The following is a 24,782-nucleotide window of genomic DNA, read 5'->3' on the forward strand; positions in this document are numbered from 1 at the left end:
GCTATGATGGCTTACGAACATATCAAGCACGATCTTAGAAATAACGCTGATCTGCCTGCGAAGGAGCGAATTAAGATATGTCGACATGATATATGGATTGATACGCCTCGCTACGCGCCTCTTTTCGAAAGCTTGAGGAACATGCTCTATACCGATAACCAGATCCAGTCCGCTAGCATTTTCATCCATGGGGATGGAGGCGACGGTAAAACGGCCTTATTCAACCGGCTTAAGGCTCTCGGTGAGCTTGAAGGTAAAAGGTTCGTGTTTATTACACTTACCGAAAACGTTAACCGTTTTAAATTACACGATGCATTGTGCGATGTCTTCGATGTTCCGATTGGCAAGCGTGGCACTGCGGTCAATCGTGTTAAGCTCATCATACAGAAGATAAAGGCCCTTGGAATCGGCGCGATCGTTGTTGATGAGTTGTCTGATTGCATGCTCGAAGCGTATTCCCATAAAAAATCTATATTGTCGCTGCTTCGTGGACTCGCAGAGGGTGATGGTAAGCTCTGTGTTATTGCGTTCGGGAACTCAGTTGCGAGTGAAATCATCTCACTGGATCGAATAATTGATCGGCGATTCGTGCCGTGGCATCTGAAGCCTTGGAAACTTGATCAGGATTTTGTGGATTTCATTGCTACATACGAGACCTACCTTCCACTCAAATTGCCCTCTAACCTTGCAAGCCCTAAGCTGCGAACGCTTATTCATGTGAACTCACACGGGATCCTTGACAATATCGTCAAAATTATCAAGTCCACTGCTATGGATGCAATCAAGCATGGGACGGAGCAGATTACGCCGAGTCAGTTCCAGAATCTTGAACCGATGACCAGGCTCTATGGTTACAAACTGCACCATCCCAAGGATAAGGAGGTTTCAGAATGACATTGGCGCCTTTCCAAGCCGTTGCTGTGAAAAGTGTAGTTTCTGCGCTGAAGGACGGTAGCGTGGTATGCCATTTGATGTCTGATCCTGGCAATGGTCTGACCACCTGCACCAATGCCGTTCTGAGCCAAATTACCGGCTCTACAGTCTTTGTTGGGGATCACGTAGACCTTGCGGGACTGGATTTGCTGGGTCAGTTCTATGAAGAGATACACGTTGATTTTGAGTTTCAGCCACAGTCGGGTGTTCCTGCATTGGTTACTGAGCTTTGCGCCATGAAAGGAGATCCGACCATATTCATCCACGACTTCGAAAAATTTGCCCTCACGGCGCTTGCCAAAGAAAAGTCATTGAAGCAACTGGGATGGCTGCTGAAGGCGCTTCCTGATAGTAGTTTTGTCATCGTCAGCAGTCCTGACTATCAGGCTGAGATGGTCGGACTGTGTCGAGCTCACGAGCGTGCCTACTCGCCTGTTGAGTTAGGGTCATTCGCGGATCGGACAGAGTTTACAGCCTTTTTTGAAGCATTGATTGATCAGAAGTCAGGACTGGGACGAGCAGCTGACAAGCTGTTGCTGCATGACATTTATCATCGACGAAACGGCAATTTGGCGTGGACGATGCTGGAGCTCTTCCATCCAGGCTATCGCAGTCAACGGGAGTCATCCCTTCAATGAATGCTCCTGATGTCCCCATTTTTGATGGTGAGGCTTTCTCTTACTGGGTTTACAGGCAAAGCCTATGTTCCCAGCATACATTGCTCGATAGGAGCAGGCTTGCGGAGCTTTGGCATGCGTGCGTACAGTCAGAAGACTTTGACCCTGACTTTACGCACGATGCCAAATTCTCACGAGCGGCGTGCGAAATGCTGGATATTCCAAGGGAGGAGCAGGCAAAGATCTTCCAGCCGAATAGTCAATGGGTTATACCTCGATACTTCAGACGCAGCTTTTGCTACAGCTGCATGAAGGAGCACATTGCGAATTTTTCACTCCCTTCATACAGGAAAGAGTGGTGCTCTGTTGGTGTGGTCGTATGTCAAATTCACAAGTGTTCCCTGCTCGATGCAAGTGGTATTGTTGCTTCAAGTCCGAGTATGGCCATGCGCATCCTCAAGGCATATTCCGAGGATCCTTCTCAATGCGTTGCTGCGTCTCGTAGCCATGATGCTGACGAACAATTTACTGCGCTTTATAAGACTCAACTATTTTTTCAAACCTTGGAAGCTTCTCAGCAGCAAGCTGATCAAAACGGAATGTGGTCATGCAGTGAGCCGCATACGGGACTGCCACGCCTTTTGCTGTCAATTTTTTTGTATCCACGATTTGGCTTGGTGAATCGTTTTATAGCTTCTCGAAGCTCATATCGTATTACTACCCTATTTCAACAGACTCTTAACGCTGGGCCATTGGTTGCAGGAATAGCTCAAAGATGGGCTGGCATGCTGATGCTCGGATGGCTATTTGAGCTATTTACACCCCGCGAGAGCACTGATGTTGAATCGTTCATCGAGCGCGCAGGTGCTATAGCAGGATTTCATGATGCACGCAGCTTGGGAGCAGCATGTAATGTGTTCAATAGCCTGCACAGTGACGTTATAGCTAGACGACTGCGCGAGTGGATGCCAAATCCTAGTCCTGCTCTGTTGCAACAATTCATCGAAGGATTTTCTGAGGTATCTATTCGGTCGTGAGTATAGAATGTTTGGGAGCTGTCATGCCAGTAAAATACTCCTATATAGGGAATGTGACACTACCTTTGGGTGTTGTCGGTGTTGGAGTTGGTGGTTTGAATCATGAGGCTTGGCTTTCGTGTACCATTTCCCTGCCAACGATACACGTCTTCCAGTACTCGATACATTGGGGCTCAAAGGCTGCGCGGGCTGAAGTCCTTCACAAAGCATGTACAGCTATTGGGTTGATCCCAGCAGTTAAACATAGCGGTTCAAACTGGCTATTGAATCGTCAGGATATCTACTCGCCCTGGCCAGCCGGTGAAGCATATCGTTCAATAAGAGAATTTTCGGATTTCATTCTCTTTGAGTTCTATCAATGGGGGCCAGGCATGTTTGGCTCTCGCGCAGCGTTCTATCAGGCAAGCATACATAAAATTCACCTGAGGGTCGCTGCGGCTCTCGCGAAATCTCATGGTATCCGAATGGGAGCTAGTTAGAGCATAGTGTCAATCGATTAATCAATCACTTGGCTTCAAGTAACATCCCAATGCGCAACAGCGGGTAGACTTACGAGACCAGCGTTTGGCTGTCACACGCTTTGATTCCACACATTCCAGTCGAACAGACGTTTATCGCGAGAGATAGCGTCTCGCCCCCAGTCTGTGGCATATAGCCAGTAACATTGCGTTTGGCCAGGACTCCACGAAGCCAACACTGGCCAAAAGAGGCCAGCAGAAGCGAGAAGTGGCCAATAGCGCCGACAGAAGCCAGGCTTAGGGAGAAGTGGGGATGTATCTTTCAGCGCTGTCGATCCGTAATTTCCGCCAGTTTGGCGATCTGACTCCGGGTTTCACCCTCCACTTCAACGAGGGCGTCACTGCGCTTGTAGGCGAGAATGATGCTGGGAAGACTGCGGTGATCGACGCCATCCGGCATGTCCTGCAAACCCGGGATTCAGACTTCCTGCGACTAGAGCTCGAGGACTTCCATGTCGGGAGTGACGGCGAGCCTGCGACCGACATTACTATGGTTTGCACGCTGGCAGGGCTGACCACACTGGAACTTGGAGCCTTCGCCGAATACGTCACGTTTTCACGCGGGGAGGGGCTGCTCCAAGTGCACTGGTCGGCGCGTCGACTCGCGATGCCGACAGCGTCGCGTCGCTGGGTGGACATCCAGGTTCGCTGTGGTGAGCGGGGAGAAGGGCCTGCCTTGGACATCGGCGCGCGCCAGTTGCTGGCAACCGCATACCTGAAGCCATTGCGAGATGCCGAACGGGAGATGTCACCGGGTCGCAACTCGCGCTTGTCCCAAGTCCTGTCGAGCTTCCCGGGTATAGACGCCGGTGAGCCCTATGTCGATATTGCTCCACCGGCGTCGGCAGCTGAAGCCACTGGCCTGAGCATTGCGGGCATGGGTGATTACATGCGCGAGCTGGTCAGAGGACATCAAGCCATCAAGGTTGCCCAGGCGACAATCAACGACCGCTATCTGGAGCCTCTCTCTTTAGCAGGACAGCCGCTTCATAGCCATCTTGGCTTCGGCGATACCGGCAGTGAAACCACAAAGCTCAAGCAGATCCTTGAGCGCCTCGAGTTGGGATTGCTGGACAAGGGATCGGGGAGTGCGAGGGGGAGCTATGGTTTGGGCTCGAATAACCTGTTGTTCATGGCCTGCGAACTCTTGCTGCTCGGCAAGGAACCGGATGGGTTGCCGTTGCTGCTGATCGAGGAGCCGGAGGCGCATCTTCACCCACAGCGCCAACTTAGACTGATGGAGTTCCTGGAGCGCGCATCGCAGCCTCTCCCCCAACAGCAAGACCAAACCCAAGCACACGAACAAACCCGGGCGCACGGACAGACCCAAGCGGAACCAGCGCATACACGTCCCGTGCAGGTGATCCTCACCACACATAGTCCCAACCTGAGCTCCAAGATTGCCTTGGAGAATCTGGTGCTCATACATGGTCAGCGTGCCTTCTCTATGGCACAGGAGCGAACCCGGCTGTCAGCTGACGACTATCGCTTCCTGAGTCGTTTTCTGGATGTCACCAAGGCAAGCCTGTTCTTTGCGAAAGGGCTGCTCATCGTTGAAGGGGATGCAGAGGCGATCCTGCTGCCGGCACTGGCCAGGCTGCTTGGGCGTGACTTGACCGAGCATGGTGTTTCAATCGTCAATGTAGGTGGCGTTGGCTTACGCCGTTACGCACACATCATGCAGCGAGCTGATGCTACAGAGGGAATAATCCAGATCCCAACGGCCTGCATCACCGATATGGATGTGATGCCAGATTGCGCGCCGGCCATCATGGGGCTGGATCCGCACAAGCTCAACGCCAAGGGTAAACCGGCGCGTCGTCAATGGCGGATGCTCAGTGACTTTGGCGCTACCGAGATTGAGCGCGAACCGAAGCTTGCGGCTCATCGTCAGAAACGGACACGTGGCGATGGTCAAAACGTGAAGACCTTCGTGGCCGATCATTGGACGCTCGAGTATGACCTGGCTGTCGAAGGGCTTATGGATTGGGTACACCGTGCCGCCGCCTTGGCCTTGCATGATGTAAAAATGAACGAAAAGAAGCTGACGCGACAGAAAGTCCTCGAGAGGGCGACGAAGGCGCTGGCGGCACTTAAGTCTCAGTATCTCACCAATGAAGAGCGTGCCACCGAGGTTTACCGGCAGGTTGATTCGGGCTCCAAGTCGATTACCGCCCAGCATCTGGTCGACCTGCTGCAGTCGGCATTTGATGAAGGTGAGCTCGACCAGGCAAGCTTGCGTGCAGCGTTACCGCCCTACGTGGTTGAAGCGATCGAATACGCGACAAGAGGCCAGATCATGCCGTCGGCGCCGGAGCAGCCGGCCACAAACATCGCGGAGACGCCGCTAGAGGCGCTTGAAGCAGGGGAGTTGGCGTAATGCGGCTCCAGGATCTTGTGCCTCCAGTCACGGATGCAGACATCGAGTGGGTGAGCGCGCTTTTGTCGTTGCGCGACCTGGATGAACCTCGGAGGGAGTTCCTCAAGCGTCTCGATACGCTTGATGTGGCAGCATGCCCGGGTAGCGGCAAGACCACCCTGGTGGTGGCTAAACTCGCCATCCTTGGTCGTCACTGGCGCAGTCGAACGCAGGGGATCTGCGTGCTATCGCACACCAATGCGGCGCGCGAGGAAATCGAGAGCCGGCTGGGCGCTACAGAGGTTGGCCAGAGGCTGCTGCGATACCCACATTTCATCGACACCATCCACGGTTTTGTCATGCGGTTTCTGGCCTCACCTTGGCTGAGATCGAACGGTCATGCGTTGGTTATGGTTGATGATGAGGCGACCGGGCGTGCCAGGGGACGGGCGTTGGGGCGCGAGCGAAGAAGTATGGAGAGCTGGCTTGGTAACAAAGACAAAACGCTTGCTGATCTTCGTCTTCAAACCGCTGATTTTTCGGATCCGCTTGGAGGCGTGCATTACATTTGTTCGCCCAAAGCTCCATCACACGGAAAACTAGGCAGGGCTATGGGCGCTGCCGCGTCGGAAGGCTATTTTTGCTACGACGAGGTTTTCACACTCGGCCAGGCCATGATCGAGCAAGAGCCGAATGTTGCTGAGTCGCTGCAAGCCCGGTTCCCCTGCGTGCTCATCGACGAGATGCAAGACACGGACGTGGAGCAGAACCGCCTCTTGAACCACGTATTCCCACTCGATGCAGTGAATACAGTCGTGGTCAGGGTGGGGGATCCCAACCAGCAGATCTTTGAGGGCGACGGCGAGTCCGATGGTGCCTTCCCTCATGGCGCGACGATCGATATCTCCACGAGCTTCCGATTCAACCAGGCCATTGCCACCCTGGCGAACAGCTTTGCAGTCGCTCCAATTATTGGGGGATTGATCGGTCGGGGCAGGACGGGTGATGGCTGTCCAAACACGATCTTTGTCTTCCCTGACGACGATACAAGCGGAGTTCTCGGTGCGTTTGCGAGACTGGTTTCTCGTTGCCTACCTGTTGCCGAACGTAAGGATGGGGTGCATGCAGTCGGTGCCGTCCACCGATTGAAGAGGTACAACGACGACCAATTCCCAAAAGCTCTGGAGCACTATTGGAGCGCCTACCGTTCGGATGCTAATAGCTCGACGTATGCGCCTAAGACGTTCGTTGAGGGTATTCGTAGGGCGAGGGCACACCTGGCCATCAGCGGTCACGCGTACGAAAGCGTTGAGATGATCGCCAAGTGCCTGCTTCATCTCGCTGAACGTAGTGGGTTGAGGAAACCTGTCCAGATCAGGACAAGGCTTCACCGCTACATAGAGCGAAGCTTGGCATCTAACGCGAAGCTTATGAAAGCCTACCAACGAGGCATCTACCTCTATTTGTTCTTCCCACATCCGCTGCGAGAGAAACGGTGGGTTGAGACTCATGTTGGGCTTCTCAAGCGTCTGATCGAGGAGCTGCACCCTGGGGAGGAAATTTCACTGAACTCCGAGGTAGAAGCCTACTTGGCGTGGACAGAGCCAGGCGATACGGTATATGCCGAGTCCGAGGTTCCTCGCAAGACCATCAACACATACCGATTCGAGGATGGCGGGGACGACACCGTCGACATCCAGCTGGCGTCCATGCACTCCGTCAAGGGGAAGACTCATTCGGCGACGCTGATCTTGGAAACGTTCAGTGGTCAGCATGTCTTGGAGATGATGTTGCCCTGGCTCGAGGGTAAGCCGCTGGTGAAGAAAGAACACCTGGTGACTTACCGGAAGAACAGGATGCTCATGTACGTTGGCATGACGCGACCCACGCATCTGCTGTGCCTGGCTATTCGAAGCAGCGCGCTGGGTGACGGGGAGGCGAGAGCTGAGCGAAGGGCCGCGCTGGAGGCGCAGGGTTGGGTAATCAAAGAACTCTTTGCGCGAGGTACTCTGTAAGCCGCGCCGGTGGCGCTTGTAGCAATCTGGAAGGCACTCGAATGTAGCGCGACACTCTAATGTGCAGGCCTGATCACGCTAAGAAAAGGGTTGGACGCTGACTGCGACAGTGAGCATCCAGCCCATTGAGCACGATCGCAGGTGTTACGCTGCGATAGTATGACCGAGCTTGTCGGTCAGCAACTCGTAAAACTTCACGCGGGTACGTGGGTTCTCAAGCTCCTCACAGGCTTCGTCCAGTGCCTGAATGGCGTCCTCGTGCGTGATCTTCTTTTTCTCGATCAGCGGTTTGAGCTTTTCAGTGTAGATGTAGCTCAACTCGTTGTAGTCATCGCACTGAGCACACGACACAAGTTTTGCGTCCCGCTTGCCGCCCGGATTCTCGTCCTTGTAGTGGTACTTGCTGTTGATATCACTGATGGTCTTAGCCTTGGCCATGTCTTTTATTCCTGGGCCGGGCGATCCTGGGAAGTCCTTATCGCAACCGGTCAGACAGAAATGGTGGCTGTTTGCCGGTATTCAAGGAGCAGAAACAACTGGTTACCACTATGACAGTTTGGTGTTCGATCACTATGGAATGGAAGGAGGGAGGCACAGGAGTGCAGCATTCGTGGATGCAGGCCACCATTGAGATGGCGCACACCGTAGCTGTCTTACAGATCAGACTAAAATTCAAGGAAATTCGGGAAGCTCACCATTTTGAAGGAATTCCATCACATCAGCATCCTCCAGCAAGGAGCGATATACGACAGCGTCCCAGCTGTTTACCCCTTTCCCAACTTGCAGCTGATATGCGCTTTGGATGGCTGTAGCAACTGTAATCATGCCGGCCTCTCGGGTATCGCTCGCCATACGAATGACATTCAAGTAGCTACTCTCGAAATACTCCTTGAAACGCTCCCAAAAACTGATCCCGTCCAAATGTGACGCCACTAGGTCTTGCAGACCCCGGGGTAGGTCGTTCCGGATTTCAAAAGTAATCACGGGTGTGAGATAGGGAGCTTGTAGCATTATCGAATAGAGGGGCCTATTAACTTCATCGTAGTACGGATGCAAAAAACTTCTAGTGCCAGCAGCATTCTGGTAGTCCGCAAGCTTTTCACCCTGGCACCAGTCGCATGCGGGCACAAGATTAAGCAGGTTAATGGCAAACTCTGGATATGTGGTTTTCGGTAAGCAGTGATCAAGTGTCCTCGGTCTTCCAAGCTCACCGCACACAGGGCAAGCGAGAAGCTTGTTTTTCTTTCTCAGTTTTTCCAGCTCATTGTATGGGTATTTGTCTTCTGCAGGGTCGTAAAGTCCTATCAGTGATTTTTTTCGTGCGGTCTCTTCGTTATCGGTATCTACGTAATCTCTCAGCGACAAGGGCGGCATGCCGGATGGGCAGCCCTTTTGGTCGTCGTACTGTTGGTACCGAGCAGTAAGGTCTGGCGCTATTCGACCATAAAACTTCTTGTACTTCACGCGCTCGCCTAGTACAAGCTTCAAGACGTCGATGCTATTGTCTTCGGGTTTCGGGATTTTAGCGACCATCAGACACGCTCGAGTTGAGGATTTTGATAGTCATTTCTTCATTAAGCTCGTCTTTGAGCTTTTCTAGCAGTTTTTTGGGGCTTCCAGCTTCTTCAATGGCACTTTCGATCCACTGTGCGAACGGCTTGGCGACTTTACTATCACCGAAAACATAAGACGAGATTCGCTGCATGTTTCCACCAAAAGTCTCAAATGGTGGGTGATCAATCTCCAAGCCATGCTGTCCATTGCGATAAACATGCATGCAGTTCGCTGGGATTTCACGAGCAATGGCAAGTGAGTGTGTCGCAAGAATCGCTTTTGAATTGAATGCAGTCAGCACCTTTTTGAGCAGTGTGATGAACTCGACCTCGAATGTCGGATGCAGGAAAAGCTCTGGCTCGTCTACGATGATCAAGCTCTCCGCTTTGATTTGGCCTACGATATTTATGACCATGTAGACGAATAGACGCTGACCGGAACTGAGGTCTAACCTTTCAGTGCCATTCAAGAAGATAATTCCAGCTTTAGTATTGATTACATTGAATAGCTCATCCTTGAGCTTTAGCAGCCTCGGGTGAGAAATTGGTGTAATCTGAATGTAGTTGTTGCCAGCTTCGTCCTGAAGTAGAAGGGACTTCAGGAAAAGAGGAAGCTCAGCCTTTGGGTTTATCTCTACTGCAATTTTTTCAAAATTGAGTGCGGGCTGCAACACATCCACAATGGTTTGAAATTTGGATGTCCAGGTGCTGAGAAAACCGAAAGCATCGTCGTCGGCTAAAGCTTTGAACATCGAGTCGACCGAATCGCTAGCGGGCAGGTTGCGGCTGATGGTGCTCTGTCGCTTGCCCAATGTGGACATTGAGCTCCTTCGGAAACCGAAATATTTATATGCGGTTTTGTCTTTTAAGGTGGTATTAGACAAATCTAATACGAAATCTTCGAAAGGGCTGTAAGAAATCAAGATCAACCTTGAAATATTCGGGTTGATATCGAACGGCTGGTGCTTGGACTTAATAAGCTGTCTTTGCGAGCCGGCAGCCATTCCTAGCCAGTAAGCTACAAGATTTTTAAGTGTATGAGATTTGCCGACTCCGTTCGGCCCGATCAGGACGTTGATGTCGTAGGGAAGGGTGTTGGAGTTAAATTTGAATCTGACTGGCGTAACGGCTTCTGCGCCGCGACCTGGCAAGTTCAATGTGAAATCTTTGATTGATTGAGAATTCCCAGAAAATGCTTTCCACCCATCATAGAAAGATTTCCGCGCACCGGCTTCTCGCAGCGGAGAACTAGCAAAATTTTCCACTTCGGTCAGTTTTTTTGCAGCTTCGTCTTGAGTGATATTTAAGAGATAGCCTGCGTCTCGAATTAATAACAGGGCTTCACGAGCGTCCTGCATGCCCAGCTTCGTGATGAGCGCGTCGTAAAACTCAATGTCGCTCGGGACAGACACGTAGTTTGTATCTGGAATCGGGAAATAGCCATCCCAGCCTTCCTTTCGTAAGGCGTTCAGCTTAACTGGTGAATTAGTGTCGTCTTCTATCAGTAGCTTGAGATTGAAGTCAAAAATTCGTTCGCCATTGTAATAGAAGGCCGCGTTGAGGGTAGTACGTACCGAATAATCATCCCAATTGTTATAGCAGAGTGCTAATAGTGTTCTTTCGGTTTTTGTTGCGGGTGGGATTCTGTTCCAATCAGTGCCAGAGTGAAAATAAACTTTCAAAAAACACCTTCCGTGAAAATGTTGAGGCGGCATAAGAATGCCTCCCGCCCGCGAGGATTCATTGCCTGGATAGATGGCAGGCGCAGTGCAATGGTTCGCCTAGTAAGCCCTGTCTATTTGACTTCTGACGCTGGCTTGGCGCTTATGAGAAAGTGCGATTATATCTTCTTTCGCACGTCTGTGAATGGTCTTGCAGCAATAAAATAAATATATTTTATGGCGGCAATTTATTGGCGTTTTCGATGCTTCGGGTTGGGGTGCTAGTGCAAGGCGAGCAGCATTTCGAAACTTTTCTGCGCAGCGACAAGTGTTTTCTGGCTGCGCATCGCAAAAATTAGCTCCGCGGGATTAGAGGTGTGCTGATTTTTTTCAGAGGTACAAGTTGGATTTTGCAATCCTGATCATCTGCGCTCCATCAATCAAAGCGTAGAAGCTTATGTGGCAGAGGAGCTTGATGGTGAGGTTAGGTGTTCAGAAAATATGAACAGCTCGTAATACAAATCGCCAATCAATCAAGCTCCGAAATAGTTATGAGATTCAGAGGTCGTAAATACCCATTACCAATGCCTCCCCACCGTCTGCTTAGAAACCCCGAGCTCCCGAGCCACCTCGGCCCTGGTCAACCCTTGACCCTTCAGGCGCTGCACCTCTTCCCGACGCTCATTGGCCGCTGCCACCCGGGAGTGTGTCCTGGACTCAGGTTTGATCGCGAGCGGGGCTATTGACCCACCCAGGGTAGCCACCTCTTTTGACACCTGCTTCAGGAGATCTGTGGGCCGGACAACCTCATCTGCTCCATAGGCCAGCGCGAGGAGGGTGAGGGGATGCACACCAAGCTGCCGCGCGATCTCGTCAAGCTTTTCAACAGTGACACCACGCTCACTGCGCTCGACGCGACTGAGGTGGCCTGCGGTTACGCCTTCCTCAAGATCAGTCAGAAGTACTTGCTGTTGCTGGCGAACGTGGGTCAACGCTGCGGCGATCGCTTGCCTGAGCATTCGGGGGTATCCCTAAAATCCGACTGTATGCCCGGTTTGCGCAGTTCCATTCAATGTCGTATAGTCAAATGAGTGGAACTGTTGCGATTTGCTGCGCGTCCGCGAGGGCAGGTTGGCCCGCCCAAACGCAAGCCAGGGGCAATCTCAATATATCGCTTAATCGAAGACACGGGGCTGGAGTCAGCCCTGCGGGTAGCTGTATGAAAATTTTGGTCTATTCCGATTTACACACCGAATTCGAGGCGTTCACACCGCCGGCCACGGACGCTGAGCTGGTCATCCTGGCCGGTGACATAGGCACCAAAGCACGGGGTGTAAAGTGGGCCAACGAGACGTTCAGTTGCCCGGTCATTTACACCTGTGGAAATCACGAATTCTATGGTGGTCACCTGGATAAAACGCTCGAAAAAATGAAGGCGGTCGCAGCACCACACGTGCACGTCTTGGAGAACGAATGCTGGATTTGGAAACAAACCCGGTTCCTGGGCGCGACAACGTGGACTGACTTTTCATCAACGGGCTCAAGGGATCTTGGGATGCGAACGGCCCATGAGCGAATGAATGACTTTATGGCCATTCGCGTCGATACCAGCGACCGCCGCTTAACGCCTGCAGATCTGGTCGCGCGCAATGCAGCATCGCGCGCCTGGCTTGCCCAGCAGCTAAGCACTCCGTTTCCTGGGCGTACGGTAGTGGTAACACACCATGCCCCGCTGATCGGTTTAGTTGGTGGGCCGCGTGAGCACCTGATGGCAGCCTACGCCAATCATTGGCCGGATCTCGTTGCGCAGGCAGATCTTTGGGTCTTTGGTCACACACATCACCCGGTCGACCTCGTGAAGTATGGCTGCCGTGTGGTGTCGAATCCGAGGGGCTATCCCGGTGAGGGGCTGAAGTTCCACCCTGGGTTCGAGGTTGAGATCTGATGGATGAGCGTCGATGAAGCATTGAGAAGCTTGCGTGAGAATTTGGTATGTGGTGGTGCACTCCTTGTGCGCCGCAGATGATAGCGACGTCTAAAGGCGTCGGATCAGATGACAGGAAAGGTGGGACAGTGGAAGCAGCACAGTTGGCGTATTTTCTACTCGACGGCGCAGAGCATGTGGAGGGGCTGCCATTGCCGGACGATGAATTGATTGGCTTGGCGAAGCGGCGCTCGGGGGATCGACCTTTTTGTGTGATCCGCAATTGGATCATCCTCGATGTAATGGTATCGGCCAGCGACGAAAAGTCATTGGAAGCTCATGGGCTTCAACCGACCGTGATGTTGGGGCGGGAAATTGTTTTCGACAGTCGCAACCAGGGCTCACGACCTGGAGGGCTCAGATCGAGCTTCCAGTATTCATTCGTCGAATCGGTGTTCGCGAGCAAGGACACGCTTTACTACCTCGCAGGGCCTGGATTTCGCAAGCACACGAGTCTAACGGCAGTGCTGACCCTGGATAACGTTGGGTAGCGTTTTACCCGAGACGTGACTGGAAGAAGCGACTCACCCTACGATACACGGAGCACGGGTACCTGATGAGGATTCTGATCTACTCAGACTTGCACTTGGAGTTTGTTGGCTTTGAGCCACCTCTGGTAGAGGCTGATCTGGTCGTGTTAGCTGGCGACATATCGGTGCGTTGTCGCGGGGTGACGTGGGCAAATGAGACGTTTAAGTGCCAGGTGATTTACGTCTGCGGCAACCACGAGTTTTACAAGGGGCACATTGATCGAACGCTTTCCAAGATGCGAGACGCAGCTGCGACGCATGTCCACATCCTGGACAACCAAAGCCTCGTCGTTGGGGACACTCGGTTTCTGGTGGCTACTGGGTGGACAGACTTCACCTCGACTGGGGACTACAGAGCAGCGATGAGGGAATGTGCGCAATGGATGAACGACTTCAAGCGAATCCGAATCGGAGACGGCTATCGCAAACTGAGACCCGCCGACCTCATTGCCCGGAACATCGCTTCCCGCGAGTTCCTCGTTTCCGAACTCGCTAAGCCGTTTGACGGCAAGACGGTAGTTGTTACACACCACTGCCCGATAACTGAGGTCGCCGGGGATGGCCATGTAGGGCACCTAGCCGCGGCTTACTCCAACCAATGGCACGATATGCTTGAGCTGGCGGATGCGTGGTTCTTTGGTCATACGCACAATGCTGTTGATACAGAGATCTCAGGCTGCCGACTCGTCTCGAATCCCAAGGGGTATCCTGGTGAGCGAACAGGATTCGCTCCTGATTTCTTGATAGAGATCTGACTATGAGTTGCCTGGTTAAAGTGTCCTGCGTAGTGGCATAACCACGCGAGTATGAAAGCGCCAGGGCGCCTCCGTCGGTGTTTCGTCCTAGCTAGCAAGACTCAGATGTGGCATATAGCCGCTATCGAAACGTGCGTATCTTTCAGAGGGGCGCATATAGATTGGTGGCTAGGTAGTCCGCCCGCAGCGTGACACGGACGGCCGGGATTGGGATCAAGGTAGATGCTTGAGCATTGGAAACGTCAATTGGAGCGTTTGTGGACTGCATTGGACGCGGGAATCTGTCAAGCGATCAAGGCATACCATAGACCTCCGCTGCCCAAGAGCGATGAGACTTTTTTCGAGCCGTTGACACCCGTCCGCTTGAACGAAAAGATTTCGGGCAGGTATGAGCGAGAGCTAAGGCGCGCGCTTGAGAACCCAGACATCCTAAACATCGCAGTCACTGGCAGTTACGGCGCCGGCAAGAGCAGTGTCTTGAAGACGTTCTTCGAGAATTACCCTTGCTACAAGCACACCTATGTTTCCTTGGCGACTTTTACCAAGACCGATCCAGTCGAAGCGCCCGGCCCTATAGAAAAGTCCGATGCACCGCCCGAAGTACCTACAGGTGCAGCAGCATTTGAGCCTAAGGCTGACAAGGATAAGGAAGGCAAGGGTGAGAAGGCGGACAAGGATAGCCTCATCAATCGCATCGAAGAGACGATTGTTCAGCAACTGCTGTACGCCGTGCCGGCGAGTAAGGTTCCCAAAACACGTCTGAAGCGCATTACGCAGATCTCAAATTTTCATTTGTGTCGACGCACCGGCGCAATGGCAGCAATCGCCGTCTGCGCGTTGAGATTTTACAGCCCTACGATAGCCAATAACTCGAGCGTCGCTTCGAGCTGGCTACTTGAGAAGCTCTTGTTGATCCCCGAGCCTTTGGCCATGGTCGTCCTGGCTGCTGGATGTGTCTGGTTGCTTCACACCGCTCTGAAGCTCCTGTCGTTATTCAGCATCGATGGGTTAACGCTCAAGGGGGGCAAGCTTGAGGCTACCCAGCATGGCTCGGTGCTTCACAAAAATGTGGATGAGATCGTCTACTGCTTTGAGCGCAGCGACGTCGATGTGGTGGTGATCGAGGATCTGGATAGGTTCGATGTCCAGGAAATCTTTTTCCGGCTGAGGGAAATCAATTTCATCATCCGCAACTCTCCTCAGGTGAAGCGGCCTGTCCGCTTTGTGTACGCAATTCGGGATGAAATGTTTGCCGTGGGTGACAAGACCAAGTTTTTCGACCTCATCATTCCGATCATCCCAGTTGTACATGGGGATAACTCCAACGAGCTCCTTTCCAAGTTGCTTGGCAAAGATAGGATTTCAAGCGATCGGCTGCCCCATCGGCTACATGAGCGGCTCATTGACAATGTCGGCTACTACATTGATGACATGCGGCTGATCAAGAACCTCGTCAACGAGTACACGATCTATGAGAGCCTGCTTGTCTCAGGTGAAGTGAAGCTCGATCTGAACAAGCTCTTTGCTATGGTTGCGATTCGGAATCTGTATCCCGGCGCCTTTGCAGGCCTGGTGAAGCGACGGGGTAAACTCTATTCAATTTTCGAAGGGTACCCCGCATGGGTGGCTGAGCAGTTCAAGTCAAAGACCGTAGAGGTTGATGCTCTGACGGTTCGCCGCGTAGCCCGCCAGCACGATTATGCGAACGATGTGTTAGAGCTGCGTACCCGCGTCTGGTATGAGGTAATAAGACGTGGAGGAGCGTGGAGTGCGAACACCCTGCTGCTAGATGGTTCCTCCTACATAACGCTGAACGAAATCATCGAAGACGACGGCTTTTCGCGATTTGAAGCGGCCAGAAACGCTGTGCCATTGCTGCAACAGAATCCCTCCATCCAAGGGAGCACACAGCAACCCGGTGTGATTCTTGCTGAGATGAATTACAAAGCACGCGCTAAGGTGCTGGATGATTCGTTGACCGAGCTTGATGCTCAGATTGCCAAGCTGGAGCGTGAGATTCGTCACCTCAAAGCGGTACCTTTCAGGATTGCTGTCAAAAAGGCTTATAGCGGTGTAGTTAGGGAAAAGCTAACTGACTTCAAGATGGTGATTTTCCTCGTGCTCAAGGGCTACCTGGAGACCGATTACGCAGACTACCTCGGGTATTTTTACGAAGGCTCGCTGACCCAGGCTGATAAAAACTTCATGCTCGCGCTCGGTCGTGATGAGTTGCTTGAGATCCGCACCGAGGTTGAAAAGCCTGAACGCGTCGTCAGAGCGCTCGACCATGAGTCTTTGAGCCAAGGGCGTGGGATATTGGTCAACCTGATCAACGAGCTGCTCAAGCCAAGACCTCTGGAGCGAGAGGAACGGGAAGAACGAGCAGAGAAGCTCGCGGTGATACTCAAAGGGGGCCATGAGGAGCCCGAGCGACTGGGAGAAGCGGTTGAGATTTTTGTCGACGCTGAGAAGGGTAACGAGCTTGTGCGAGCGTTGCATACTGCAGATGGCCAGCTGATTCTTAAAGTGCTGAGCGGACAGCGGTTTACTACGGACGGGGCAAGGGCCCGCTGGCTCTATCATGTCCTAGATACCCTGACAGCTGACGAGGTGGCCAAGCTGGACGAGGACGGCATACTCTCAACTTGGGTTGAAGAGCTCGAGGACATATCAGCCTGGATCCCGCGCATGAGCGCGAGTGAGAGTGGTTGGCAATGGTTACGAAGCAAACCCGTCCAGTTTTCGAATATTAGCAAGGAGATCAGCCCGGATGACCTCAAAGCGCTGGTCACGTGGCGCTGCTTGAAGCTAGATCTTCGCATGCTACGACTCCTTTGCCAGGTTGCTGATGGGAATGTTGAGGACGAAGCTGTTAGTTACGAAAGGCTAGTTCAGCTGGATGTTCCGAATCTCAAAGAGCAACTCGACGAGGACATCGTTGCTATCGTCGAGCAGCTCATGCAGCAGGAAGGGATGCTGGATGAGTCGTCCGATACATTACGGGCTCTGTTAGAGCTGCTCAGTACACAGCCATACAAGATGCGTGCACTGTTCAGCCGTACCCAGTGTTCATTGCGGGGCCTCGAAGAACCTCTGCGGGAGGTTTGGCTTCTGGCTATGGCGGATGATCGTATCGATCTCCAAGGTATGCCCCGTGCAGTTTGGACAGTATTCAGTGAGATCTTGAATGGAGGTGAGGGGGCATCAGCCGAAGACCAAGACCTCAATGCAGAGGCGGTATTCCTAGACTACATCCAGCGGAACGCCGAAGAACTTGCTCATGACCTATGGAATCAGTCAGACCAGCAGATCAATCTGCAGCGATACCTTCTGTGCAACGAGCGGGTGAAGGCTGAAACATTGTCCAGCCTGTTCGCCTCCATAAAGATTGATCTCTCCATCTTTGATTCATCGATACCCGCTTCGAGGTGGGCGTTCATCTCTGAGGCTGAATGTGTGCCCTACAGCCGAATCGGTCTGGACATCTTCAGGAGTCATGCACCTCATCTCGAGCTAGCTTACCTTCTGAAACGCTGGGCAGCGGCGAGGCACATGCTGGACTTTGCTGACATTCCGATCGATTTAACCATCGGCCTTAGCAAGTCTGGAGTTCCGTCCATAGAAGAGGTTATGCAGCTATGGTCAGTGGTTTCTGCCGATGTTTTTGCGAATAATTCCGAGGCAGCTGTCGAACTCGCAAATGCATGTTCGCGAGCGAGCGAGGAAGGAACGCGGTTCCCTGACAGCTATCTGCCTGTCTTGATACTGATGGCCGGAAATCAGTTCCTCAGTCAGCAAAACCGTATCGACGTGATGATCCACACGCTGGTCATGGGCTGTGATTGGTTGACCATCGCAGTTGGCTTGCCACATCTAGGGGCTGAGTTTGCGGCCCTTGCTGGACAACGGCGCGTGATAAATCTGCCCGCGTCGGGTGAGAACGTGAAATTGATTGATGCTCTGAAGCGCCGTGGCTTCGTCCGCACCAGAACTCTCGATACGTTGATTTTTGTCTGCCGGAAGAAAAGCACCTATTAAGGGGGAGGGGCGACGCCCCGCCTTAGGTAGGATAGGCTCTCAACTCTGGCATCTACTCACATCTACACCAAGGACAACATTGGCATGGTGATAAAGGAAAACATTGGCCCACACAGCGGAGCAGTCATAAATGATCTGACGTTTGATCAGGCCTTTGACCTGGCCACCCAGGAGCCTGATCGGCAATACCATACTGGCGGGAACGCCACGCCTTTTACGGTTCAAGCACGCATCACCACGAAAGGTGAACATCGTGGTAGCCGTGTGATTATTTTCCGCTCCGACGACCAAGAGCGTGCCCGCGCCTATCCTTGCTGCTGGGGTGCGAGAACCAATTGCAACAGCACTCACATCGAGCCTTACACCGCTCAAATGAGGCTTTAGGCCGAAATACGTATCAAGTACCTTGCGGCCCAAGATAGGGCCGCAATCAGAACCGACCCTTCCTCAGGGTCAGCCCCTTCCTTTGGCAGCATCTTCGAAGGTGGACACAAGCTGTTTTGCGAGGTTGATAAAGCCAACGACATCTTCAGGAGACGCCTCGAACTCCTCTTCATGAGCTGCTTTGGCTCGCATCAAACGCAACGTCATAAAGGTCTGCTCGAGAGATAGTGGCAACGCACCAAAATTCACTAACTCTCTGAACATCATGACATCGCTAGGCCTCATGTTTTTCCTCGCGCCCCTGTGCGCCGATGTCGTAGTGGTGTAAGCCTTGTACAGCCTGAACAGGGCGTTCTCTACCTTGATCCAGGCGCTGATTACACTACCGCGTGGATGGATTACAGCCTCTTCAGCATCAGCTGGCTTGACCGGTTCTTCAGGGGTGTCTGGCTGGATGGCTGGATCGGCGGTGGCTTCTGCTTCTCGGAGCAAATCTCCAAATTCTGCCTCGGAGTTGCCCGCCTTGAATCGTTTTAGGCGCCCTAACAGCAAGGCGATCTCTTGCTTGAAGTAGTAAGCGACTACTACCGCCGCGATTGGCCATGCAATGCTTGCGAGAATTTTGGCCAGTGAATCCAGCAGGGTAGCAACCGCGCTCACGATAGCTGTGTACCCACTCGATTGCTCCTGGTTACTTCCCTTTACAGGTGAATCGGTTTTCTTGGCCGTTTCTGGTTGTGGCGTGCAAAAAACCAAAGCAGTGGAAACGTGTTGCTCGACCGGTTTATCGAAATCAACTGACCCGGGAGTAATCGATGGCGATGCTGTTGCTGTTCGAGGAGATACAGAACGGTGAGTTGGACACTCGACAGTGTCCGAGGCTAGGACGCTTTGGACGGCTAGGGAGAGCGCGACGCTTAGCAGTAAGGCAAGGCGGGATGTCAAAAGCACTGTCTTTGCGATGTGAGTAAGGGAGTGATTTTGGAAGGTATCATTTCGCCAGCTTCGGGGATAGGGGCTGTGGGGGCGTGATGGGGCGTTGCACAGTTATCTAATGCTCAGGGGGGCTTGATTGCAGGCAGACCCTGGGGTGCTCTGGTATCCTTCACTTGATCAAACGCCGTTCGGCTATGTAAGACTCACTGTCGCGGCTTGGCCAAGACTGCGGACATTGCTTGCGCTTTCGAAACGAAGGATGGCGCGTCGGCAGTTACTGAGCACTGTGTGGTCAAGACGACGAGTTGACAGTCATGAATCTAGCGAACTCAGCCAGCGACCACATCCTGATGCGGTGTTCGGTGTACTCGACTGTCGCGAAGAACGGCAACAACTCCGGCGCCTCCGGGACATCGACAGCCAGGTTGATGAAGGTGCTCACCCCGTAAATCCGGGACATCATCACCAGCACGTGCCTCCCCTCCGGCGTGAAGACCGCACTCAGCGCAAATACATGCTGGTCTGCTGGTACGTGGTTAAAAATGGCGGTCATGCCCGCCTGGGTCACCGGAACCATCTGAATCGCCGGATGGCCTTCGAGAATTGCTGATTTCACGGGATCGAAGGCTGTGTGCCGTATGTAGGCACCGCCGAGGTAGAAGGCGGCAATGTTGAGTCCGATTTTTGCGATCACTCGCTCCATCACACCTAGGCGCATAGTCATACGGACGTTGACTAATGGATTGACTACAGTGCCTTCGATGCAGTTTTCCAACCGGATTTGTTGGCAGGCAAGACGATAGAATGCAACCGCTTGCTCTATCGTCACGCCTCCCAGTTTCACCACCACCTGGCCTCGCGATGTCCGGAAAATGGTTGCCAGTGCAGGGGTTTCACGACTGGGCTGGGTTGAGGCTTCCTCAATCCAGAGTGCGTTGCTCGGCGGCTTGGCCAAGCGCTGGCTTGTTGGAGATCGTGTGTATTGGCCATCGCAATGGCATAGGGTGTACACCTCGAAAGGGTACTCCCCAGCATCTGGCAGTTTACGAATACAGAGCAAAGGGGAGGAGGCCAGTAGCTCAGTCAGTCGGGACACGAACGCTGTCAGGTCTTCGATGCATTCTGCCGTGCTGGCAAACTCTTTGTCATCGATCATGGTCAGTTGCGGAAGGACGATAGGTTTGCCGTGCTGACCAAAGTCAATTTCGTTCGGATGGCCATACTTGTTGATGATTTGCTTGAGCTGCGCTTCGACCTTTGGAGGACAGGTTTCTTTGCCGCGCTTGCGACCGCTTGGCTGCATAAATGATCGCGCGATAGCGACCGGAGAACTGCGCATGAACTCGCGCTCTAGAGGGGCGAACACCTTCGTGTTGCAGTTAGCACATACCGTATCCCTCAAGAGAAACCGCTTATCGTCTCCGCCAAGGCCGGCGCAAATCATGTGCTCATCCGAGAAAGGGCCGCTGCTTCCACAGTACATGCAAGTAGATGCTTCAATGCTTGGCACGGCTACCATCCAGCTTTCTCCCTATGTGATCGCGGTAGATCATGGCCGCTTTGCGGGTCTGTATGCACTATGCTGCTTCGAAGCTTCCATCGACAACCCACTTCATTGGCAGATCTGGAGAGACACGCATGAAGAGGGATTATTTAAAGATCTACGAGGACAGCTTGCCACTCTCAGAGCTGGCCATCGCAGCTATGCGGCGTCTGCACGAAGCTGAAGCTGCAGGCCTACCGGATGTCGAAGTAGCGCGGCTTCGGGCGGAAGCCGAGAGCTTGTTTCAGGCAGTATCCGATTACCAGCTGCGCGCGATGGGCTTACCATCTCCGACCCTTCAGTAGTAAGCATGCCTTTAACCGACACGTGCGCGGTACCAATCAGGCGCCCAAACCATGATCCATGCGATCCAGCATTACATGCACCTGGACGGAGACGCCTTTACTCTCCGCGTGCTGGCGCGGCGAATGCCTCCTAGCGCTTTCAAGGGCTTATCAAGCCAGGCTTCTGATTTAGCTTAGGAATCAAACACGCGCTCCGCGTGAGCATGGATCTGTGCGATGGGGTTCGCTTCTGCGTTCATGATTCGTCTCGCCAGCTTATCCGTCTTCGTCACGCACCCAGCAGGGTAGCGCCTCCGTATACTGTGTTGCACCCACAACCCTGGAGGCCAGAACGTGCTGGTCGAGCTGGATCTCAATTTCAACGATTTGGAAGCGTTGCTTCGGCATGCGCAAGAATTTCAGCCGGCCTCGGGTGACGCCCGAGAAGACCGCCGCTTGCGCGATGCTCTGGATACCTTGGTGGATGCGCTGGAGCAAGGTGCTACAGGTGGCGAACCTGAAGCTGGATGTCTTTAGGCCATTATTGATGCACACTGGCGTTTAAATCGGGATCAGCAGGCGTGCGTGGCGCGGTACATCGAAACGTTAGGTGGATGGCTTTTGACTCACGATGAGACATGCCGTGTCTGGCATCAGGCTGCTCGGGTACTCGATGGGCGATTGACTAACGAGCTTGAGCACCTGCTGGACGCTTATGTCAGAGCTCCGGGACTAGACCAGCCCATGCGGCTGCACGCATCGCACATTTCACCGGCGAGCTTTAGCGCGCTCTGCTCGGCATTGCAAAAACGACGACTGAATGTGCGAGCAGTGGAGAGAGGCTGTTACGTTGAGCTGCGCTCCGGTCTGTCTGACTACCTAGCTGAACGGCTGCTGCAGAGCTTGGTAAGTGCGAGCCAAGGTAGCGAGTCAATGGATGAGCAGCAGCTCGCGGTTGACCTCAACCTCTGACCCTAAACTCAGCGACGATTGATGCGCCTTGGAGCGCCTATTCTGACCTGGCGTGATCCAACACGTTTGCTCTAGACGGAGCTATCCGTGACCATCAACTCAAGAGCGGCGCCGATCTCAATATAGTAGCGAGCGAATAATCTTTGAACCCAAAGGGAAAAGCAGCGGCAGCTGAAGCTGCCGAATTGGCGGTCTCCCCCCTGAGCCCGAGGGGCTCAGCTTAGGTGAGTTGTTCATGAAGCCTCGCAGCTAGGCAAAATCCAAAAAGCAAATGCACAGAAGCGAAAGCGGCTGAGAACAGCGTGTCACGGTGAAAATGGAGGGGGTAGGGGGATCGCTGCTTTTTCATTGGTCTCAAATATATAACTCCGTTTCTTTTTTTAAAATGACAGAGTGGCCCCTCCAGTTTGGGTGGTAAATATGACGTGCGTCACATAAATTCATGCATTTATTGGGTGTCATTGGGTCGGAGTGCTCTGTGAAATTGAGACGCGTGCGCCTAGTGGGTCAGGCTGATTGCGGCTTCGCGTGGAGGAAATCCGACCATGAAAAAAGGCCCCGCAGGGCCTTTTAGGTGCAACAGCAGGACGGTCAGGCTACCCAGCTCTCCACTTCGTCGCTACCCCACTTGGCTTTCCATTCCTTGAGGGTGCGGTGGTTGCCGCCTTTGGTCTCAACAATCTCGCCGTTATGGGGATTGCGATAGGTTTTCACCTGGCGTGGTTTGCGATGGCCCTTGGATTCTGCAGCGGCAGGGGGGCGGCGGCTCACCGATTGCGGGTCAAGAATATCGATCACGTTGCGAAGGCTGTAACCAAACTCACCAAGGAGGCTGCGCAGTTTGGTTTCAAATTCAATTTCTTTTTTCAAGCTCTCATCATTCTTCAGCGACTCGAGTTCAGCGAGCTGTGCTGCAAGTTGCTGCTCGAGAGCGCGGTATTGGGCTAAGCGGGACATTGTGACACCTCACTGACGGAATGGGACTATTTTAGAGAAAGTGATCTAAAAATGTAAAATAACATTTGAGAAAGTTTGAGCGCATTCTGATGCACTGGAGCATGGCTGTAGCGCTGGTCAGCCGCGCTTGGCTAGGATGCTCTATCTATAACGACTATGTAGATGTGTATAGGTTGGATTCGAGCCCTGTCAGCGGGGTGCCGGTGCTAGCGGCGCGCTCAGCTTTGATGTTGCCCGGGTGGTGGCATGCTTGCCTGACAACTTTTTGATGCTAGGATTCGTGCTCGCAGAGAGAGGCCAAGTCGCTGTGGAAGCTCACTGGCATCACGAGGTGAGGGCTGCCTTGCTTATGCCGATTTGGCGACCAGTTTTCCAGTGAGGTAATCCATCGATGAAGGGAATGCTTGATAAGCAAATCTGGTTGGAACAGTTTAACAAAAGCCGTGATGATCAGGCTACTGCCAAGAATATGCTCTCTAACTTGGTTTATATTGATCATGATAGTCTAAAGTTTGTTCTGGATAGGCAGATCCATGAGTGCATGATGGCGGGCGGAATTTCAGCTATTTTTGTTGAAAGGGAGCTTCCCAAAACAAAGGGCCGTCATCCTCCCGCGATGTATAAGGAAGTCAAGGTGAGGAGGCCGGGCTTTCGTGAGTATAGGGTCAGGGCTGAAGGGGCCGCCCAGCAGGTAGTACAATCCTTACGGTACAATCGCCAGGAAGTAGGCAGTGAAGGCATCATCGCACAGCATATGTCTTCACTTTGTAAAGCACACAAAACGGAGCTAATGTTTCAGCCGTCGGCGGATGAAATACGCAAGTTCAAAGCCAGGCGAATTGTTGTGGTTACGGACTTCATTGGGAGTGGTGAGCGCATAAACCGAATGTTGAGTTCGTTCTGGCGAGTCAGGTCGATCAGGAGTTGGGTATCCTCCAAACTCGTGAAGATGGTTGTTGTCTGTGTCTCCGGTACTGATAAAGGGCTTGCCAGAGTAAGACGCCACCCTTCAAGGCCTGGAGTTATTTTACAGTATGAATGCCCAACTATTTTCAATTCATTCTCCCGCGAAGAATCGGCTGCAGTTCTCGATCTATGCTCTCGTTACGGTAGCTTTGACAAGGCGCCATTGGGATACGGCGAAGTAGGAGCACTAATTGCGTTTGAGCATTCGGCACCCAATAATATGCCCGCTGTATTTGCGCGTGAAAACAAAAGCAGGACTTCGCCGTGGAGGCCTTTATTTCCTGAGAGACGAACCGAAGTGTTATGGCGAGGAAATATAGCGATTGAAGAGTTAATGCAGGAGGCTTTTGGGGTGCTGGATCTTGAAGTAATTACGAAGCTGAAGCTCTATAAGGATATAAACTGGCGCCTAAGGAAGGCTTTATTAATAGCCGCTGCCATCTATAAAGGGCGGCGCGAGATGACTCAGATAATCGCTTTGACTAACATGTCAGTAGCTTCCATTTCCGAAGCAGTGAAGGATGCTCGGGACTTCGACTGGATTACATCAAAAAATCGCATGACGGATAGTGGGCGCAAGCTGGTTTCAAGCCTCTGCGCAGCGCCAGCTTCAAAGGTGGTGACAGCAGCTCCGCTGGTCGAGTACTATCCGTCCCAGCTGAGGGCTCCAACTTAGCGAAATCTAGAATCCTCTAGACTCTAGAGGCTGTAGGAAGCAGGTTATGCTATCCATAGGAAGA

At 52.8% G+C, this 24,782-nt stretch carries 18 protein-coding genes; 12 read left to right on the forward strand and 6 right to left on the reverse strand.

Annotated features, from left to right (window positions below):
- The first annotated feature begins 6 nt into the window (after positions 1 to 6).
- The 5 genes from JKP78_RS01415 to JKP78_RS01435 all read left to right on the forward strand — a co-directional run bounded on the left by JKP78_RS01415 (position 7) and on the right by JKP78_RS01435 (position 7,479).
- Complete coding sequence (locus tag JKP78_RS01415; RefSeq protein ID WP_060511532.1) at positions 7 to 894, forward strand: ATP-binding protein; 888 nt, start codon at positions 7 to 9, stop codon at positions 892 to 894.
- Positions 891 to 1,571, forward strand: a complete 681-nt coding sequence (locus JKP78_RS01420; RefSeq protein WP_060511530.1) for a hypothetical protein — start codon at positions 891 to 893, stop codon at positions 1,569 to 1,571. The genes JKP78_RS01415 and JKP78_RS01420 overlap by 4 nt, the downstream gene beginning before the upstream one ends.
- The gene (locus tag JKP78_RS01425) at positions 1,568 to 2,587 is read left to right on the forward strand and encodes a hypothetical protein (protein WP_200625889.1); all 1,020 of its coding nucleotides are present in this window, start codon (positions 1,568 to 1,570) and stop codon (positions 2,585 to 2,587) included. Before JKP78_RS01420 ends, JKP78_RS01425 begins: the two co-directional genes overlap by 4 nt.
- 771 nt (positions 2,588 to 3,358) lie before the next feature.
- The gene (locus JKP78_RS01430) at positions 3,359 to 5,485 is read left to right on the forward strand and encodes an ATP-dependent nuclease (RefSeq protein WP_200625890.1); all 2,127 of its coding nucleotides are present in this window, start codon (positions 3,359 to 3,361) and stop codon (positions 5,483 to 5,485) included.
- Positions 5,485 to 7,479 carry a UvrD-helicase domain-containing protein gene (locus JKP78_RS01435; RefSeq protein WP_200625891.1) on the forward strand — a complete coding sequence of 665 codons (1,995 nt, stop codon included), beginning with the start codon at positions 5,485 to 5,487 and terminating at the stop codon, positions 7,477 to 7,479. Before JKP78_RS01430 ends, JKP78_RS01435 begins: the two co-directional genes overlap by 1 nt.
- A gap of 144 nt (positions 7,480 to 7,623) precedes the next feature.
- On the opposite strand, the gene JKP78_RS01440 is transcribed toward JKP78_RS01435, so the two are convergent.
- The 3 genes from JKP78_RS01440 to JKP78_RS01450 all read right to left on the reverse strand — a co-directional run bounded on the left by JKP78_RS01440 (position 7,624) and on the right by JKP78_RS01450 (position 10,714).
- Positions 7,624 to 7,917, reverse strand: coding sequence for a hypothetical protein (locus tag JKP78_RS01440; RefSeq protein WP_200625892.1), 294 nt, complete (start codon positions 7,915 to 7,917; stop codon positions 7,624 to 7,626).
- Positions 7,918 to 8,151: 234 nt separating this feature from the next.
- Positions 8,152 to 9,012 (reverse strand): hypothetical protein, encoded by an 861-nt coding sequence (locus JKP78_RS01445; protein ID WP_200625893.1) that lies wholly within the window; start codon positions 9,010 to 9,012, stop codon positions 8,152 to 8,154.
- Positions 9,002 to 10,714, reverse strand: a complete 1,713-nt coding sequence (locus JKP78_RS01450; RefSeq protein WP_200625894.1) for an AAA family ATPase — start codon at positions 10,712 to 10,714, stop codon at positions 9,002 to 9,004. The genes JKP78_RS01445 and JKP78_RS01450 overlap by 11 nt, the downstream gene beginning before the upstream one ends.
- A gap of 824 nt (positions 10,715 to 11,538) precedes the next feature.
- Between JKP78_RS01450 and JKP78_RS01455 the strand changes: the two genes are divergently transcribed.
- From JKP78_RS01455 to JKP78_RS01475, 5 genes are all read left to right on the forward strand, one after another.
- Complete coding sequence (locus JKP78_RS01455) at positions 11,539 to 11,784, forward strand: hypothetical protein (RefSeq protein ID WP_200625895.1); 246 nt, start codon at positions 11,539 to 11,541, stop codon at positions 11,782 to 11,784.
- 128 nt (positions 11,785 to 11,912) lie between these two features.
- The gene (locus tag JKP78_RS01460) at positions 11,913 to 12,638 is read left to right on the forward strand and encodes a metallophosphoesterase family protein (RefSeq protein WP_200625896.1); all 726 of its coding nucleotides are present in this window, start codon (positions 11,913 to 11,915) and stop codon (positions 12,636 to 12,638) included.
- A gap of 128 nt (positions 12,639 to 12,766) precedes the next feature.
- Positions 12,767 to 13,168 carry a DUF6957 family protein gene (locus tag JKP78_RS01465; RefSeq protein WP_200625897.1) on the forward strand — a complete coding sequence of 134 codons (402 nt, stop codon included), beginning with the start codon at positions 12,767 to 12,769 and terminating at the stop codon, positions 13,166 to 13,168.
- A 65-nt stretch (positions 13,169 to 13,233) separates the two neighbouring features.
- Positions 13,234 to 13,962: a metallophosphoesterase family protein gene (locus tag JKP78_RS01470; protein WP_200625898.1), complete on the forward strand. Its 729-nt coding sequence runs from the start codon at positions 13,234 to 13,236 to the stop codon at positions 13,960 to 13,962.
- Positions 13,963 to 14,184: 222 nt separating this feature from the next.
- The gene (locus JKP78_RS01475; RefSeq protein WP_200625899.1) at positions 14,185 to 18,000 is read left to right on the forward strand and encodes a YobI family P-loop NTPase; all 3,816 of its coding nucleotides are present in this window, start codon (positions 14,185 to 14,187) and stop codon (positions 17,998 to 18,000) included.
- Between the two features lie 453 nt (positions 18,001 to 18,453).
- Here the strand turns inward: JKP78_RS01475 and JKP78_RS01480 are convergent, their stop codons facing one another.
- Positions 18,454 to 19,044 (reverse strand): hypothetical protein, encoded by a 591-nt coding sequence (locus JKP78_RS01480; RefSeq protein ID WP_200625900.1) that lies wholly within the window; start codon positions 19,042 to 19,044, stop codon positions 18,454 to 18,456.
- A gap of 568 nt (positions 19,045 to 19,612) precedes the next feature.
- Entirely contained in the window at positions 19,613 to 20,659 is a 1,047-nt protein-coding gene (locus JKP78_RS01485) for a hypothetical protein (RefSeq protein ID WP_200625901.1), read from the reverse strand.
- Between the two features lie 842 nt (positions 20,660 to 21,501).
- On the opposite strand from JKP78_RS01485, the gene JKP78_RS01490 reads away from it, so the two are divergent.
- Positions 21,502 to 21,684, forward strand: a complete 183-nt coding sequence (locus JKP78_RS01490) for a hypothetical protein (protein ID WP_200625902.1) — start codon at positions 21,502 to 21,504, stop codon at positions 21,682 to 21,684.
- A 1,026-nt stretch (positions 21,685 to 22,710) separates the two neighbouring features.
- Here the strand turns inward: JKP78_RS01490 and JKP78_RS01495 are convergent.
- Positions 22,711 to 23,076 (reverse strand): histone-like nucleoid-structuring protein, MvaT/MvaU family, encoded by a 366-nt coding sequence (locus tag JKP78_RS01495; RefSeq protein WP_200625903.1) that lies wholly within the window; start codon positions 23,074 to 23,076, stop codon positions 22,711 to 22,713.
- 391 nt (positions 23,077 to 23,467) lie between these two features.
- On the opposite strand from JKP78_RS01495, the gene JKP78_RS01500 reads away from it, so the two are divergent.
- Positions 23,468 to 24,718: a phosphoribosyltransferase-like protein gene (locus JKP78_RS01500; RefSeq protein ID WP_200625904.1), complete on the forward strand. Its 1,251-nt coding sequence runs from the start codon at positions 23,468 to 23,470 to the stop codon at positions 24,716 to 24,718.
- Positions 24,719 to 24,782 lie beyond the last annotated feature (64 nt).

Origin of the sequence: Pseudomonas sp. LAM2023 (assembly GCF_016620375.1) — a bacterium.
GTDB lineage: Bacteria > Pseudomonadota > Gammaproteobacteria > Pseudomonadales > Pseudomonadaceae > Aquipseudomonas > Aquipseudomonas anuradhapurensis.